This window comes from Crenobacter luteus, from assembly GCF_004345725.1.
GTDB lineage: Bacteria > Pseudomonadota > Gammaproteobacteria > Burkholderiales > Chromobacteriaceae > Crenobacter > Crenobacter luteus.
This window is the reverse complement of the sequence record NZ_SLXG01000006.1, coordinates 52,226-67,969: the sequence shown is the minus strand read 5'-3', so window position 1 is coordinate 67,969 and position 15,744 is coordinate 52,226. Positions and strand designations below refer to the sequence as shown.

Genomic DNA, 15,744 nt, shown 5'->3' with positions numbered 1-15,744 from the left:
TGCGTCGTGCGCGCGCTCAGAGTTCGATCTGCGCGCCCAGTTCGACGACGCGGTTGGTCGGGATCTGGAAGAAGTCGGTCGCCCTGAGCGCGTTCTTGCTCATCCACACGAACAGCTTCTCGCGCCAGCGCGCCATGCCGGGGCGGGTGGTGGAAATCAGCGTCTCGCGCGACAGGAAGAACGACGTTTCCATCAGCTCGAACTCGAGGCCCTGCGTCGCGCAGTCGGTGATCACGTCGTGCACGTCCGGCGTTTCCTTGAAGCCGTAGAAGGCCTCGACGCGCCAGAACGACGGCGACATGCGCGTCACCTTCACGCGCTCGGCCTCGGGCACGTAGGGCTCGTCGATCGTGCGCATCGTCATCAGCACCACGCGCTCGTGCAGCACGCGGTTGTGCTTGAGGTTGTGCAGCAGCGCGTGCGGCACGCCCTTGGTGGTGCTGGTCAGGAATACCGAGGTGCCCTCGACGCGCGTCGGCGGGTAGGCCTCCAGGCTTTCGACGAAGCCCTCGAGCGGGATTGCCTGCTCGTTGATGCGCTCGAGCAGCAGCTCGCGGCCGCGGCGCCAGGTCGTCATCAGCGCGAACATCAGGATGCCGATCACCACCGGCAGCCAGCCGCCGTGCCAGATCTTGAGCACGTTGGCCGAGAAGAACGGCAGGTCGATCGCGAGGAAGCCGGCCAGCACCGGCGCGACCACATAGGCCGGCCAGTTCCAGTTCCGCAGCGCGACGGTCGCCGACAGGATGGCGGTGATCACCATGGTGCCGGTCACCGCGATGCCGTAGGCGCCGGCCAGCGCGCTCGAGCTCTGGAAGCCGGCGATGACGACGATCACCGACGCCAACAGCGCCCAGTTCACCATCGGGATGTAGATCTGGCCGATCTCCATGTCCGAGGTGTGCAGGATGCTCATGCGCGGCAACAGACCCAGCTGCACCGCCTGGCGCGTCAGCGAGAACACGCCCGAGATCACCGCCTGCGACGCGATCACCGTCGCCAGCGTCGCCAGTACGACCAGCGGCAGCAGCGCCCAGTCCGGCGCGAGGTGGAAGAAGGGGCTCTTGACCGCCTCCGGGTCGGCGAGCATGAGCGCGCCCTGGCCGAAATAGTTCAGCGTCAGCGCCGGCAGCACGTAGAAGAACCACGCCAGCCGGATCGGGCGGCGGCCGAAGTGGCCCATGTCGGCGTACAGCGCCTCGGCGCCGGTGATCGCCAGCACCACCGAGCCGAGCGCCAGGAAGCCGAGCGTCGCGTGTTCGGCCATGAAGTGCACGCCCCAGTAGGGGTTGAGCGCGGCGAGCACGCCGGGGTTCTGCAGGATGCCGTGCACGCCGAGCGCGGCGAGGCTGGCGAACCACACCATCATCACCGGGCCGAACAGCCGGCCGACGCTGGCGGTGCCGTGGCGCTGGATCAGGAACAGCGCCGTCAGCACGACGATGGCCAGCGGCAGCACGTAGGGCTTGAACGCCGGCGTCACCACTTCCAGCCCCTCGACCGCCGACAGCACCGAGATCGCCGGAGTGATCACCACCTCGCCGTAGAAGAAGCCGCCGCCCATCAGCCCCAGCAGCAGCAGCGGCCAGCCGACGCGCGCCGGGACGTGGCGGCGCGCCAGCGCCATCAGCGTCAGGATGCCGCCCTCGCCCTTGTTGTCGGCGCGCAGCACGAAGGCGATGTACTTGACCGATACCACCAGGATCAGCGCCCACAGCACCAGCGACAGGATGCCGAGCACGTTCTCCTCGGTCGGGTCTATGCCGAGGTGGCCGCCGAAGCATTCCTTCAGCGTGTACAGCGGGCTGGTGCCGATGTCGCCGTAGACCACGCCGAGCGCGGCGAGGGTCAGGCCGGCGAGCGCCTTCTTGTTCTGCGCGTCAGAACTCATTGTTGTGGCTTTCCTTGTCGAGGGTGCTGCGTTGCAGCAAGGCCCGTTGAGGCAGCGCGAAGCTTACTCCTCGGCCGCCCGCGGGCCAAGTCCCGCGCGGCGCGGGCCGCAACGGCAGCGGGGCGTCGGCGAGCCGGCGTTTTCGCCATGTCCGCTTGCCGCTACAATCAACCCCATTTGCCCGAATTCTGATCGTAAGGACCCTCCGCCATGCGCGCCTCGCAGTTTTTCCTCTCCACCCTGAAAGAAGCCCCCGCCGACGCCGACATCGTCAGCCAGAAACTGATGCTGCGCGCCGGCTTCATCCGCAAGGTCGCCGCCGGCGTCTACACCTGGATGCCGATGGGGCTGAAGTCGCTGCGCAAGGTGGAAAACATCGTCCGCGAAGAGATGAACCGCGCCGGCGCGATCGAGCTGAGCATGCCGGTGGTGCAGCCGGCCGGGCTGTGGCAGGAAACCGGCCGCTGGGACAAGATGGGCGACGAGCTGTTGCGCTTCAAGGACCGCCACGAGCGCGACTTCGTGATCCAGCCGACCTCCGAGGAGGTCGTCACCGACATCGCGCGCAGCGAACTGAAGAGCTACCGCGCGCTGCCGAAGAACTTCTACCAGATCCAGACCAAGTTCCGCGACGAGCGCCGTCCGCGCTTCGGCGTGATGCGCGGCCGCGAGTTCACCATGAAGGACGCCTACTCCTTCGACCGCGACGCCGAAGCCGCCGGCCGTAGCTACGACAATATGTTCGCCGCCTACTGCAAGATCTTCGACCGCCTCGGCCTGAGCTACCGCGCGGTGGCGGCCGACACCGGCGCGATCGGCGGCGACCGCTCGCACGAATTCCAGGTGATCGCCGACACCGGCGAGGATGCCATCGTCTACTGCCCGGACTCCGACTACGCCGCCAACATCGAGTTGGCCGAGGCGGTGGCGCCGGCCGGGACCCGTCCGGCCGCCACGGCACCGCTGACCAAGGTGCACACCCCGGCGGTCAAGACCATCGCCGAGCTGGTCGACTTCCTCAAGGTCGACATCAAGCAGACCGTCAAGGCGGTGGTCGTCGAGGGCGAGGAGGGCGAGGCGGTGCTGATGCTGGTGCGCGGCGACCACGAGCTGAACGAGATCAAGGCCGAGAAGGTCGCCGGCGTGAAAAAGCCGCTGAGCTTCGCCAGCCCGACGCTGATCCGCGAAGCCTTCGGCGCGCAGCCGGGCTCGCTCGGCCCGGTCGGCTTCAAGGGTCGCGTGATCGCCGACCGCACCGTCGCCGCGATGGCCGACTTCGTGATCGGCGCCAACGAGGACGACCAGCACTACACCGGCGCCAACTTCGGCCGCGACTGCGCCGAGCCGGAGGTGGCCGACTTGCGCAACGTGGTCGCCGGCGACGCGTCGCCGGACGGCAAGGGCGTGTTGGCGATCCAGCGCGGCATCGAGGTCGGCCACGTGTTCTACCTCGGCACCAAGTACTCCGAGGCGATGGGCGCGACCTTCCTCGACGAGGACGGCAAGCCGCGCTTCTTCGAGATGGGCTGCTACGGCATCGGCGTGACCCGCATCCTCGGCGCGGCGATCGAGCAGAACCACGACGACAAGGGCATCATCTGGCCGGACAGCATCGCGCCGTTCACCGTGGTGCTGTGCCCGGTCGGCTACGACCGCAACGAGGGCGTCAAGGCCGCCGCCGACCAGCTTTACGCCGACCTCGCGGCCGCCGGCGTCGACGTCGTCCTCGACGACCGCGGCGAGCGCCCGGGCGCGATGTTCGCCGACTGGGAACTGATCGGCGTGCCGCACCGCGTCACCATCGGCGACCGTGGCCTCAAGGACGGCAAGGTCGAGTACCAGCACCGCCGCGACGCCGCGGCGACCGCCGTCGCCGTCGGCGACGCGCTCGGCTACGTGCTGGCCCGGCTGGGTCGCTGAGCGTGCCGCGCCGCGCGCTGCTGGCCGCCTGCCTCGCCGTCGCGTTCGCCGCGCCGGCGTGGGCCGGCGCGCAGCGCGAGGAAGCGCTGTCGGCCAACGTCGCGTCGGCGATGTCGCGCTCGGTGTCCGACGTCAACGCGCCCCGGCTGGTGTTCGACGACGCGCGCGAGGGGCAGGCGTGGTTGGCCGAGATGTCGCGCCGGCTCGAAAAGCGCGTGCCGGACGCGTGGTTCCGCGAGCGGCTGCTGACCGCGATCCACTACGAGGCGACGCGCGCCGGGCTCGACCCGCAGCTGGTGCTCGGCCTGATCCACGTCGAGTCGGGCTTCAGGAAGTACGCGATCAGCCCGGTCGGCGCGCGCGGCCTGATGCAGGTGATGCCGTTCTGGCTGCGCGCGATCGGCACGCCGCAGCACAACCTGTTCGACCTGACGACCAATCTGCGCTACGGCTGCACCATCCTGCGCCACTACCTCGACATCGAGAAAGGCAACCTGTTCCGCGCGCTCGGCCGCTACAACGGCAGCCTCGGCCAAGCGCAGTATCCGAACCTGGTGCTCGGTGCGATGCGCGCGCACTGGCAATGGACGCCGCCGCCGCACCTGCAGCGCGCCACGCTGGCGCGCTGAGCGTTGGCGATCAGCAAAAACGGCCGGGATTTCCCGGCCGTTTTTGCTTTACTGACGATAGGGTTCATTCCTCGTCGTGGCTGTCGTGCGCCAGCAACAGTTTTTTCAGCAGCGTGGCCATCTGGCGGCGCTCGTCGGCGTCCAGCGGCGCGAGCATCTCGGCCTCGGCCGCCAGGTGGAACTCGGCCGCCTCGTCGACGACGGACAGGCCCTTCTTGGTCAGCGTCACCAGCACGCCACGGCGGTCGCTCGGGTCCGGCAGGCGCGCGATCAGCCCGTTGGCCTCGAGCCGGTTCAGCCGGTTGGTCAGCCCGCCCGACGAGATCAGCACCATGCCCTGCAGCTGGTGCGGCGGCAACTGGTAAGGCTTGCCGGTGCGGCGCAGCGCGGCGAGCACGTCGAATTCGCCGACGTTCAGTTCGTAGCGCGCCAGGTCCGCCAGCACGCGGCGGGTGATGAAATATTCCATGCGCACGATGCGGCCGATCACCTCGGTCGTCGACGCGTCGAGGTCCGGGCGCTCGGCCTGCCACAGCGCGACGATGCGGTCGATCTGGTCGCGCGCGGTTTCGGCGTCGGGGACATCGGTGCGGACGGCGTTGGCCGGGGGCAGGGAAGAAAGGGTCACAGGCTTATCCATTATCAGGGTTTGCTTCACGAGTTCCACGATGTCCCGGAACCCGTCGCGGCGGGGCGCCGCGTGTCGGCCCGGCGGGCGCGGGCGCGCGGGTTCTGACAGCGGTCGCTGTCGTTCTTGTTGTCCGCGGGACAAAAAGCTTGATCTAAAGATTCTTTATCGTAAGAATTTTGATATAAAGCTACTTATCGGTCCGGCAGTTCCTATTATGCACCGGCCGCGCGGCTGCGCGGCCATGGGAATTGCCCTAAGTCCGCGCGCCGGCGTGGATTTTTTCCGTCTGCCGGCGAGCGGGCCGGGCAGGACCCGCGGCGCAGACGACACCGGAAACCGCCCATTCAGGAGAAATCGAGATGCTTACAGCCATTCGCGGCGCGATGCTCACCTTCAAGGACGACCCCTTCGCGAAGGACATGAAAGACTGCATGGTCTACGAGTCCGACGCCATCGTCCTCATCGAGGACGGCAAGATCAAGGACGTCGGCCCCGCCGCCGACATGCTGAAGAAGGTGCCGGCCGGCGTCGAGATCGACAGCTACAAGGACAGCGTGATCGTCCCCGGCTTCATCGACACCCACGTCCACTACCCGCAGACGCAGATCATCGGCGCCTACGGCGAACAACTGCTGGACTGGCTGAACAACTACACCTTCATCGCCGAGCAGCAGTTCGCCGACAAGAACCACGCCGACGAGGTCGCCGACGTGTTCCTGAACGAGTGCCTGAAGAACGGCGTCACCAGTGCAACCGTCTACTGTACCGTCTACCCGCAGTCGGTCGACGCCTTCTTCGAGGCGGCCGAGGCGCGCAATATGCGCGTGCAGGCGGGCAAGATCACCATGGACCGCTTCGCACCCGAGGCGCTGCTCGATACCCCGCAGCGCGCCTACGACGAATCGGCCGCGCTGGCGAAGAAGTGGCACGGCCGCGGCCGCGCCGAATACGTGATCACGCCGCGCTTCGTGCCGACCTCGACGCCCGAGCAGCTCGAGATGGTCGGCCAGCTGGCGCGCGACTTCCCGACGGCGCTGATCCAGTCGCACGTGTCCGAGAACGTCAACGAGGTCGCGTGGGTCAAGGAGCTGTACCCGGAGTGCAGCAGCTACACCAACGTATACGAGAAGTACGGCCTGATGCGCGAGCGCGCGATCTACGGCCACGGCATCCACCTGACCGAGGAAGAGCTCGAGATCTTCCACGCCACCGGCGCGGCGGTCGCGCACTGCCCGACGTCGAACTTCTTCCTCGGCTCGGGCGCGTTCAGCGTCAAGAAGGCCAAGGAAAGCCGCCGCCCGATCCGCGTCGGCCTGGCGACCGACCTGGGCGCCGGCACCAGCTTCTCGATGCTGCAGACGCTCAACGAGGCATACAAGGCGGCGCAGCTGAACGGCTACCCGCTGTCGGCCGGTCACGCCTTCTACCTCGCTTCGCGCGGTTCGGCCGAGGCGATCGGCATCGACGACAAGGTCGGCTCGATCGAGCCGGGCAAGGAAGCCGACCTCGCGGTGATCGACCTCTACTCGACGCCGATCATCGCCTACCGCATGAAGTACGCGAAGGACTTCGAAGAGGCGCTGTTCATCCAGATGACCATGGGCGACGACCGCGCGATCGCCGCGACCTACGTCGCCGGCAAGAAGGTCTACGCGCGCGCAGCCTGAGCGGCGCGCCGCCGCACCGTCGCTCTCGTCGTTGCGACCGCCCGCCACGGGCGGTCGCTTTTTTTTGACGCTCAGCGGCTCGGCCGACGTTGGCCGAGCCGCGGGAGCCGGGACGCGGACGGCGCGGGACGGGCGCTCAGCCGCGGGGTTTTTTCGGTGTCAGCACTTGGCGCGTGCCGGCCAGGCGGTCGTGCAGGAAGCGTCGCTCGGGGTCCAGCCACGCCGACAGCGGCAGCAGCAGCCACCACAGCAGCGCGATCGCCAGATGTTGGCCGAGGCTACCGTCGTGGCGGGCGAGGCCCAGGTAGGACAGCGCCGGCAGGCCGACGTAGAGGCCGAGCGCGATCGCGAAGCGGCGCAGCGCGCCGCGCCAGCGCAGCGTCAGGCCGTCGGCGTCGACCAGCCGGATGCGCCAGGTCTTCATCGCCACCGTTTGCCCGCCCCTGACCCAGCACCAGCCGAAGTAGGCGAACAGCACCGTAGCGAAAAAGCCCTGCGACAGCAGGGTGGCGAACAGCGAGGGGCCGAGCGCGGTCAGCAGCGGCGTGATCAGCGCCGAGGCGACCAGCAGCAGCGCGCCGACCAGCAGGCTTTCGTAGGCGAGACTGGCGAGCCGGCGCGCGAGGCCTGCGTCGGGAAGCGGAGCATTCATCGTGAGGATTCGCAAAAAATAACAGCGATTCTAGCGTGGGCGCGCCGCGGCAATAAGCGGGCCGTGGGCGAAGAAAAATGCCATAAGAATTAAATTTCCCGATTCAAGCGGATAGCCCGCAAAACGGGGCCCGGACGAGGGGGAAAACCCCTGCTTCTTATGCGTTTTGCGTTTGCACAAAAAGGCTTGACCGGGCTTTCCCTGTTAGGCTAATTTCATTCACTAAAACCTAACAAACATCAAATCAAGAGGCAATGATGCAGATATCGGGCGCGGAGATCGTCGTCCGCAGCCTGCAGGAAGAAGGCGTCGAATTCGTCTTCGGTTATCCTGGTGGCGCGGTTCTCGAAATATATGATGCCATCTTTAAACAGAGCGCATTCAAGCATGTCCTGGTACGCCACGAGCAGGCCGCCGTGCACGCCGCCGACGCGTACTCGCGTTCCAGCGACAAGGTGGGCGTCGCGCTGGTGACTTCCGGTCCGGGTGCGACCAATGCGATCACCGGCATCGCCACCGCCTACCTCGACTCGATCCCGATGGTCATCATCACCGGTCAGGTGCCGACCCCGGCGATCGGCCTGGACGCGTTCCAGGAAGTCGACACCGTCGGCATTTCCCGTCCCTGCGTGAAGCACAACTTCCTCGTCAAGGACATCGCCGAGCTCGCCTCGACCATCAAGAAGGCGTTCTACGTCGCCAAGACCGGCCGCCCCGGCCCGGTACTGGTCGACGTACCCAAGGACGTGCAGCAGGCGCTGGCCGAGTTCCACTACCCCGACAGCGTCAGCGTCCGCTCCTACGTGCCGGTGACCCGCGGCCATCCGGGCCAGATCAAGAAAGCCGTCAACCTGCTGCTCGAGGCGAAGCGCCCCTACGTCTACGTCGGCGGCGGCGCGGTGCTCGGCGGTGCGTCCGACGAGGTCCGCGAACTGGTGCGCTCGCTCGGCCTGCCCTGTACCAACACGCTGATGGGCCTGGGCGCCTTCCCGGGCGACGACCGCCTGAACCTCGGCATGCTCGGCATGCACGGCACCTACGAAGCCAATATGGCGATGCAGAACTGCGACGTGCTGATCGCGATCGGCGCGCGCTTCGACGACCGCGTGATCAGCGTGCCGTCCAAGTTCACCGCGGTGCCGAAGAAGATCGTGCACATCGACGTCGACCCCTCGTCGATCGCCAAGCGCGTCAAGGTCGACGTGCCCATCGTCGGCGACGTCAAGCTGGTGCTGCGCGAGATGCTCGACCTGCTCAAGCAGACGCCGCAGCGCATCGACGCCGACGCGCTGGCGTCGTGGTGGAAGCAGATCGACGACTGGCGCGCGCCGAACTCGCTCAAGTACACGTTCTCCGACGAGCTGATCAAGCCGCAGTACGTGGTCGAGACGCTGTACGAGGTGACCGGCGGCAAGGCCATCATCACCTCCGACGTCGGTCAGCACCAGATGTGGGCCGCGCAGTACTACAAGTTCGCCGAGCCCAAACAGTGGCTGAACTCGGGCGGCCTCGGCACCATGGGCGTCGGCCTGCCGTACGCGATGGGCGCGCAGCTGGCCAACCCGAACGCGCAGGTGGCGTGCATCACCGGCGAAGCGTCGATCCAGATGAACATCCAGGAGCTGTCGACCTGCCGCCAGTACCACATCCCGGTGAAGATCGTGAACCTGAACAACCGCTACCTCGGCATGGTGCGGCAGTGGCAGGAGATCTTCTACGGCAACCGCTATTCCGAATCGTACATGGACGCGCTGCCCGACTTCGTGAAGTTGGCCGAGGCCTACGGCCACGTCGGCTTCAAGGTCGAGAAGCCGTCCGACGTCGAAGGCGTGCTGCGCGAGGCGTTCAGCGCCAAGCTGAAGGAGCGCCTGGTGTTCCTCGACTTCCTGACCGACCAGTCGGAAAACGTCTATCCGATGGTGGGCAATGGCAAGGGTCTCGACGAGATGGACCTGCCGGCACATATGCGCGACAACGGCGGCAACGCCGGCGAACGCGACTACGGCAACCTGAGCTGATCGAGGACATCCATGCGACACATTCTTTCCATCCTGCTGGAAAACGAAGCGGGCGCGCTGTCCCGCGTGGTGGGCCTGTTTTCGGCTCGCGGTTACAATATCGATTCGCTGACGGTGTCGACGACCGAAGACCCGACGCTGTCGCGGATGACCATCGTCACCCACGGTTCGGACGACGTGATCGAGCAGATCACCAAGCAGCTCAACAAGCTGATCGAGGTGGTCAAGGTGATCGACCTGAACGAGTCCGAGCACATCGAGCGCGAGCTGATGCTCATCAAGGTGCGCGCCACCGGCAAGGACCGCGAGGAGATGAAGCGGATGGCCGACATCTTCCGCGGCCGCATCATCGACGTGACCGAAAAGACCTATACCATCGAGCTGACCGGCACCAGCGACAAGCTCAACGCCTTTATCGAGGCGGTCGACCGTGCAGTGATCCTGGAAACGGTCCGCACTGGTGCTTCCGGCATCGGCCGTGGCGAACGAATCCTGAAAATCTGATCGAAGGGGGCGGCGGCGTGCCGCCCCGAGCAAAAGGAATTGCGAAATGAAAGTGTTTTACGACAAAGACGCCGACCTCTCCATCATCAAGGGCAAGCAGGTCGCCATCGTCGGTTACGGCTCGCAGGGTCACGCCCACGCGCAGAACCTGAAGGAATCCGGCGTGAACGTGATCGTCGGCCTGCGCCGCGACGGCGCGTCGTGGAAGAAGGCCGAAGCGGCCGGCCACAACGTGCAGGAAGTCGCCGACGCGGTGAAGAGCGCCGACGTGGTGATGATCCTGCTGCCGGACGAGTCGCAGCCGGAAGTGTACTACCGCGACATCGAGCCGAACCTGAAGCAGGGCGCCACCCTGGCTTTCGCCCACGGCTTCAACGTGCACTACAACCAGATCGTGCCGCGCGCCGATCTCGACGTGATCATGGTCGCGCCGAAGGGCCCGGGCCACACCGTGCGCTCCGAGTACCTGAAGGGCGGCGGCGTGCCGACCCTGATCGCCGTCTACCAGGACAAGTCCGGCCTGGCCCGTGACATCGCGCTGTCCTACGCGGCGGCCAACGGCGGCACCAAGGGTGGCGTGATCGAGACCAACTTCCGCGAAGAGACCGAGACCGACCTGTTCGGCGAACAGGCCGTGCTGTGCGGCGGCGCCGTCGAGCTGGTGAAAGCCGGTTTCGAGACCCTGGTCGAAGCCGGTTACGCGCCGGAAATGGCCTACTTCGAGTGCCTGCACGAGCTGAAGCTGATCGTCGACCTGATGTACGAAGGCGGCATCGCCAACATGAACTACTCGATCTCGAACAACGCCGAATACGGCGAGTACGTGACCGGTCCGGAAGTGGTCACCGCCGCCACCAAGGAAGCGATGAAGAAAGCGCTGTACCGCATCCAGTCGGGCGAGTACGCGAAGATGTTCATCCTCGAAGGCAAGACCAACTACCCGTCGATGACCGCCCGTCGCCGTCTGAACGCCGCCCACCCGATCGAGCAGGTCGGCGCGCAGCTGCGTGCGATGATGCCGTGGATCGCCAAGAACAAGCTGGTCGACCAGTCGAAGAACTAAGCCCGACGCGGGCATGCAAAAAGCCGGGAGCAGTTCCCGGCTTTTTTGCATCCGATTGCTTCGCTCCGTTCAGTCGGCCATCGCCTCGCCCATGCGTACCGCGCGCGCCGGCGCCCAGGCGTCGTTGAAGCGCAGCTCGCCCTTCGGAAACAGCAGCACCACCGTCGAGCCGAGCAAAAAGCGGCCCATCTCGTCGCCTTGTCTGAGAACGATGTCGCGGTCGCGGTAGTCCCAGTGACGCACCGCGGCGCCGCGCGGCGGGTTGACCACGCCGTGCCATACCGTTTCCATGCTGCCGACGATGGTCGCGCCGACCAGCACCAGCGCGAACGGGCCGTGCGGAGAGTCGAACTCGCAGACGACGCGCTCGTTGCGCGCGAACAGGCCGTCGACGCCGCGCGCGGTGGCCGGGTTGACCGAATAGAGCTCGCCCGGCACGTAGCGCATCGCCACCAGCCGGCCGTCGCACGGCATGTGGATGCGGTGGTAGTCGCGCGGACTCAGGTAGAGGGTCGCGAACAGGCCGTCGTCGAAGCGGCGCGCCTCGGCCTCGCTGCAGGCCAGGAGCGCGCGGCTGCTGTAGGTCTTGCCCTTGGCCTGGAAAATCTGGTCGCGTTCGATCGCGCCGAACTGGCTGATCGCCCCGTCCACCGGGCAGACCAGCCGGGCCTCGGCCAACGGTCGCGCGCCGGCCTTCAGCGCGCGCGTGAAAAAGGCGTTGAAGGTCGGATAGGCGAGCGGGGAGGATTCGGCCGCCTCGTTCATGTCTACGTCGTAACGGGCGATGAAGCGGCGTATCATCCATTGCGTCAGCGCGCCGGCGCGTCGGCGGGCGACAAAGCCGAACAATCGGGTGATCAGGAGCTTGGGCAGCGCATGCTGCAGCTGGACGAAAAGGCGCTCGGACAAGATGGTTCCCGGATTTCGGTCAAAACGGCAAATTATAGCCTACCACCGCTCGTGCCGGCGGGCCGGTCGGGCGTGGTTGCGCGCTCGCCGCCGCGCTCGCGTTACAATGGACGGCTTGTCATTCCAACCGCAGCGGCGCCATCGCGCCGTTGCCCCCTGTGGAAAGTGAAGATGCAGACTCCCGATACCCTCGGCAGGGAAAAGCCCACGCTCCGGCGCCAGGGCATCTATCTCTTGCCCAACCTGTTCACCCTCGCCGCGCTGTTTGCCGGCTTCTACGCGGTGGTGCAGGGCATGAACAAGAACTTCGAATACGCGGCGGTCGCGATCTTCGTCGCGATGATCCTCGACGGCATGGACGGCCGCGTCGCGCGGCTGACGCACAGCCAGAGCGCTTTCGGTGCCGAGTTCGACAGCCTTTCCGACATGGTCAGCTTCGGTGTCGCGCCGGCGCTGGTGGCCTACGAGTGGATGCTGACCGGCATGGGCAAGCTCGGCTGGATGGTCGCCTTCATCTACTGCGCGGCCGCCGCGCTGCGGCTGGCGCGCTTCAACACCATGATCGGTATCGCCGACAAGCGCTGGTTCATCGGCATGCCGAGCCCGGCCGCTGCCGCGCTGGTGGCGGGCCTGGTGTGGATCTGTCACGAGTACGGCTACAACGACCTGGCGATCCTGCCGTGGGTGGCGCTCGGCTTCACCGCCTTCGCCGGCGTCTCGATGGTGACCAACGTGCGCTTCTGGAGCTTCAAGGAGCTGCACGTGCGCCGCAAGGTGCCGTTCGTCGCGCTGCTGCTGGTGCTGCTGGCCATCCTGGTGCTGGCGTCCAAGCCGGCTCTGGTGCTGTTCGGCTTCTTTGTCTGCTATGGCGCGTCGGGTTACGTGATGGCGTTGTGGGAGATGCTGGGGCGGAGGCGCAGACCGGTCTGATCGGACAAAATGTCTACATTGGACGCGAAAGCGACAAGGGTCTATGCCCCTGTCGCTTTTTTTGTCGAAAATGGTTTGACGTGCTGTCCGATTTTTCGTACGCTGGCTGCAATACAAGTAAGGAGCGAACTGTGCAATTGGACATCGACAAGCTGGTCGCGGATTTTGGCGGGCCGGGCGCCCTGGCCGACGCGCTGAACGCGGCGTTTCCCGACGAGCCGGTGTCGCGCGCCGCGATCTACAAGTGGCGCGAGCGCGGCAGCCTCCCGCTGATCCAGCTGAACAAGCTGGCGCAGCTGGCCGCCAGCCAGGGACGACCGTTCGACTTCAATACCTACCTGACGGGGGCCGCGACGACGGCGACCGCGACAAAGAGAGAGCCCGCCATGAGCGACCGTTTGTACATTTTCGACACCACCTTGCGCGACGGCGAGCAGTCGCCGGGCGCCGCGATGACCAAGGAAGAGAAGGTGCGCATCGCGCGTCAGCTGGAAAAGCTCGGCGTCGACGTCATCGAGGCCGGCTTCGCCGCGGCGAGCCCGGGCGACTTCGACGCGATCCGCGCGATCGCCGAGGTGATCAAGGAATCGACCGTCTGTAGCCTGGCGCGTGCCAACGAGCGCGATATCCGCGCCGCCGGCGAGGCGATCGCGCCGGCGCCCAAGAAGCGCATCCACACCTTCATCGCGACCAGCCCGATCCACATGGAGCACAAGCTGCGCATGAGCCCGGACCAGGTGGTCGACGCGGCGGTCAAGGCGGTGAAGATCGCCCGCGAATACACCGACGACGTCGAATTCTCGGCCGAGGACGCGCTGCGCTCCGATATCGACTTCCTCGCCCGCGTGTTCGGCGCAGTGATCGAGGCCGGCGCGACCACGCTGAACGTGCCGGACACCGTCGGCTACGCGGTGCCCAAGGTGACCGAGGCCTTCTTCCGCGAGCTGATCGCCAAGACGCCGGGCGGCGACAAGGTGATCTGGTCGGCGCACTGCCATAACGACCTTGGCATGGCGGTGTCCAACAGCCTCGCCGCCGTGCTCGGCGGCGCGCGCCAGGTCGAGTGTACCGTCAACGGCCTCGGCGAGCGCGCCGGCAATGCGGCGATGGAAGAAATCGTGATGGCGGTCAAGACGCGCCGCGACATCTTCAACGTCGACACCCGCATCGACACGACGCAGATCGTGCCGAGTTCGAAGCTGGTGTCGACCATCACCGGCTACCCGGTGCAGCCGAACAAGGCCATCGTCGGCGCGAACGCCTTCGCGCACGAATCGGGCATCCACCAGGACGGCGTGCTCAAGCACCGCGAGACCTACGAGATCATGAGCGCCGAATCGGTCGGCTGGTCGACCAACCGCCTGACGCTCGGCAAGCTCTCGGGTCGCAACGCCTTCCGCTCCAAGTTGGCCGAGCTCGGCATCCACCTCGACAGCGAAGAGGCGCTGAACGCCGCCTTCGCGCGCTTCAAGGAACTGGCCGACAAGAAGCGCGAGATCTTCGACGAGGACCTGCACGCGCTGGTGTCCGACGAGATGATCACCATCGAGCAGGAACACTACAAGTTCGTGTCGATGAAGGTCGCGACCGAAACCGGCGAGCCGCCGCGCGCCCAGATCGTGTTCGTCGACAGCGGCAGCGAGAAGCGCGCCGAATCCGAGGGTTCCGGCCCGGTCGACGCCGCGTTCAAGGCGATCGAATCGGTGGTCGGCAGCGGCGCCGAACTCGAACTGTATTCGGTGAACGCGATCACCAAAGGCACCGAATCGCAAGGTGAAGTCACGGTGCGTCTGGCCAAGAACGGCCGCATCGTGAACGGCCAGGGCGCCGACACCGACATCATCGTCGCGTCGGCCAAGGCCTACCTCTCCGCCCTCAACAAACTGGCGGGCGAGGCGCGGGTCAATCCGCAAACCCAGGTTTAAGCGCTTACCCGCGCGGTCGATCTGACAAAGCCGCCGCCCCGCGCGCGATCCGCCGGGCCGGCCAGGGCAGCACCCACAAGGCGCTGCCCTTCGGTGCGTCCGGCGCTTTCGCCTCAGGACAAGGCCCACCGCACAGGCGGCGGGCCTTGTCGTTTCCGGGGGGGCACGCGTGTTGGCCAGGACTGGCCCGGCCGTTTCGGGCAGATGCGGTATGCGCCGGGCGGTTCGTCTCTGGCGCGCGTGCGCGACGTGCCGCGGCCGTGCCCGGCTTCCCGCGCGGGTAAAATGCAGCGGATGCGGGCGTTGCCGTCCGTAAAGATGGTCTGTACCGTCCGGGCGATGACCGGACGGCAAGAACGAAGAAGGGGATGCGTTTCATGAGCCAAGGCTATTTCATCACCGGCACCGATACCGAGATCGGCAAGACGCACAGCGCGGTCAAGCTGATCGAACTGTGGCGGCGCGACGGACGGCGCGTCGCGGCGATGAAGCCGGTCGCCTCCGGCTGCGAGGTGTTGCCCGACGGGCGCTGGGTCAACGACGACGTCGAGCGGCTGGTCGCCGCCACCGGCCAGACCGACCGCGACGCGATGAACCCCTACCGCTTCCTGCCGCCGGTGTCGCCGCATATCGCCGCGCACGAGGCCGGCGTGAAGATCTCGCTCGAGCTGATCGCCGAGCATTATCAAAGCTTGGCCGAGCACGCCGACGTGGTGCTGGTAGAGGGGGCCGGCGGCTGGCTCGCGCCGCTGTCCGACACGCTGTTCATGGCCGACCTCGCCGCGCGGCTCGACCTGCCGGTGATCCTGGTGGTCGGCATGCGGCTGGGCTGCATCAACCACGCGCTGTTGACCGCGCGCGCGATCGAGACCTCGGGCCTCACGCTGGCCGGCTGGGTCGCCAACCGCGTGGTGCCCGAGCAGGCCGCCTACGCCGACAACCTGTCGACGCTCAAGCGTCATATCGCCGCGCCGTTGCTACTCGAGATCCCGTACGGCGGCTAGC

At 66.5% G+C, this 15,744-nt stretch carries 12 protein-coding genes and 1 pseudogene; 9 read left to right on the top strand and 4 right to left on the bottom strand.

Annotated features, from left to right (window positions below):
• Nucleotides 1-16: 16 nt before the first annotated feature.
• The gene (kup, locus tag EV683_RS05515; protein WP_066611152.1) at nt 17-1,891 is read right to left on the bottom strand and encodes a low affinity potassium transporter Kup; all 1,875 of its coding nucleotides are present in this window, start codon (nt 1,889-1,891) and stop codon (nt 17-19) included.
• 210 nt (nt 1,892-2,101) lie between these two features.
• Here kup and EV683_RS05510 point away from each other — a divergent pair, with 210 nt between their 5' ends.
• Entirely contained in the window at nt 2,102-3,811 is a 1,710-nt protein-coding gene (locus tag EV683_RS05510) for a proline--tRNA ligase (RefSeq protein WP_066611153.1), read from the top strand.
• A gap of 2 nt (nt 3,812-3,813) precedes the next feature.
• Complete coding sequence (locus EV683_RS05505; protein ID WP_243694723.1) at nt 3,814-4,440, top strand: lytic transglycosylase domain-containing protein; 627 nt, start codon at nt 3,814-3,816, stop codon at nt 4,438-4,440.
• A 64-nt stretch (nt 4,441-4,504) separates the two neighbouring features.
• On the opposite strand, the gene EV683_RS05500 is transcribed toward EV683_RS05505, so the two are convergent.
• Complete coding sequence (locus tag EV683_RS05500) at nt 4,505-5,068, bottom strand: MarR family winged helix-turn-helix transcriptional regulator (protein ID WP_231879839.1); 564 nt, start codon at nt 5,066-5,068, stop codon at nt 4,505-4,507.
• Nucleotides 5,069-5,430: 362 nt separating this feature from the next.
• Between EV683_RS05500 and guaD the strand changes: the two genes are divergently transcribed.
• A complete protein-coding gene (gene guaD / locus EV683_RS05495) occupies nt 5,431-6,738 on the top strand; it encodes a guanine deaminase (RefSeq protein ID WP_066611156.1) in 1,308 nt (435 codons plus the stop codon).
• Between the two features lie 136 nt (nt 6,739-6,874).
• Here the strand turns inward: guaD and EV683_RS05490 are convergent, their stop codons facing one another.
• Nucleotides 6,875-7,390, bottom strand: coding sequence for an RDD family protein (locus tag EV683_RS05490; RefSeq protein ID WP_066611158.1), 516 nt, complete (start codon nt 7,388-7,390; stop codon nt 6,875-6,877).
• Between the two features lie 257 nt (nt 7,391-7,647).
• On the opposite strand from EV683_RS05490, the gene ilvB reads away from it, so the two are divergent.
• The 3 genes and pseudogenes from ilvB to ilvC form a co-directional block, all read left to right on the top strand.
• Nucleotides 7,648-9,408 carry a biosynthetic-type acetolactate synthase large subunit gene (gene ilvB / locus EV683_RS05485; protein WP_066611286.1) on the top strand — a complete coding sequence of 587 codons (1,761 nt, stop codon included), beginning with the start codon at nt 7,648-7,650 and terminating at the stop codon, nt 9,406-9,408.
• Between the two features lie 12 nt (nt 9,409-9,420).
• Nucleotides 9,421-9,912: an acetolactate synthase small subunit gene (gene ilvN / locus EV683_RS05480; protein WP_066611160.1), complete on the top strand. Its 492-nt coding sequence runs from the start codon at nt 9,421-9,423 to the stop codon at nt 9,910-9,912.
• Between the two features lie 28 nt (nt 9,913-9,940).
• Nucleotides 9,941-10,975 (top strand): annotated as a pseudogene (ilvC, locus tag EV683_RS05475) (ketol-acid reductoisomerase); the annotation flags it as partial.
• Between the two features lie 69 nt (nt 10,976-11,044).
• Here the strand turns inward: ilvC and asd are convergent.
• Nucleotides 11,045-11,884 (bottom strand): archaetidylserine decarboxylase, encoded by an 840-nt coding sequence (gene asd, locus EV683_RS05470; protein ID WP_066611162.1) that lies wholly within the window; start codon nt 11,882-11,884, stop codon nt 11,045-11,047.
• A gap of 171 nt (nt 11,885-12,055) precedes the next feature.
• Here asd and pssA point away from each other — a divergent pair, with 171 nt between their 5' ends.
• From pssA to bioD, 3 genes are all read left to right on the top strand, one after another.
• Nucleotides 12,056-12,814: a CDP-diacylglycerol--serine O-phosphatidyltransferase gene (gene pssA, locus EV683_RS05465; RefSeq protein WP_131862109.1), complete on the top strand. Its 759-nt coding sequence runs from the start codon at nt 12,056-12,058 to the stop codon at nt 12,812-12,814.
• Between the two features lie 131 nt (nt 12,815-12,945).
• Complete coding sequence (locus tag EV683_RS05460) at nt 12,946-14,739, top strand: 2-isopropylmalate synthase (RefSeq protein WP_066611164.1); 1,794 nt, start codon at nt 12,946-12,948, stop codon at nt 14,737-14,739.
• A 377-nt stretch (nt 14,740-15,116) separates the two neighbouring features.
• Nucleotides 15,117-15,743, top strand: a complete 627-nt coding sequence (gene bioD, locus EV683_RS05455) for a dethiobiotin synthase (protein ID WP_131862108.1) — start codon at nt 15,117-15,119, stop codon at nt 15,741-15,743.
• The last annotated feature ends 1 nt before the right edge of the window (nt 15,744 follow it).

Coding starts and splice junctions, on each gene's coding strand:
- kup (WP_066611152.1), bottom strand. CDS start 1,891: ATGAGTTCTGACGCGCAGAACAAGAAGGCGCTCGCCGGCCTGACCCTC.
- EV683_RS05510 (WP_066611153.1), top strand. CDS start 2,102: ATGCGCGCCTCGCAGTTTTTCCTCTCCACCCTGAAAGAAGCCCCCGCC.
- guaD (WP_066611156.1), top strand. CDS start 5,431: ATGCTTACAGCCATTCGCGGCGCGATGCTCACCTTCAAGGACGACCCC.
- EV683_RS05490 (WP_066611158.1), bottom strand. CDS start 7,390: ATGAATGCTCCGCTTCCCGACGCAGGCCTCGCGCGCCGGCTCGCCAGT.
- ilvB (WP_066611286.1), top strand. CDS start 7,648: ATGCAGATATCGGGCGCGGAGATCGTCGTCCGCAGCCTGCAGGAAGAA.
- ilvN (WP_066611160.1), top strand. CDS start 9,421: ATGCGACACATTCTTTCCATCCTGCTGGAAAACGAAGCGGGCGCGCTG.
- pssA (WP_131862109.1), top strand. CDS start 12,056: ATGCAGACTCCCGATACCCTCGGCAGGGAAAAGCCCACGCTCCGGCGC.
- bioD (WP_131862108.1), top strand. CDS start 15,117: ATGAGCCAAGGCTATTTCATCACCGGCACCGATACCGAGATCGGCAAG.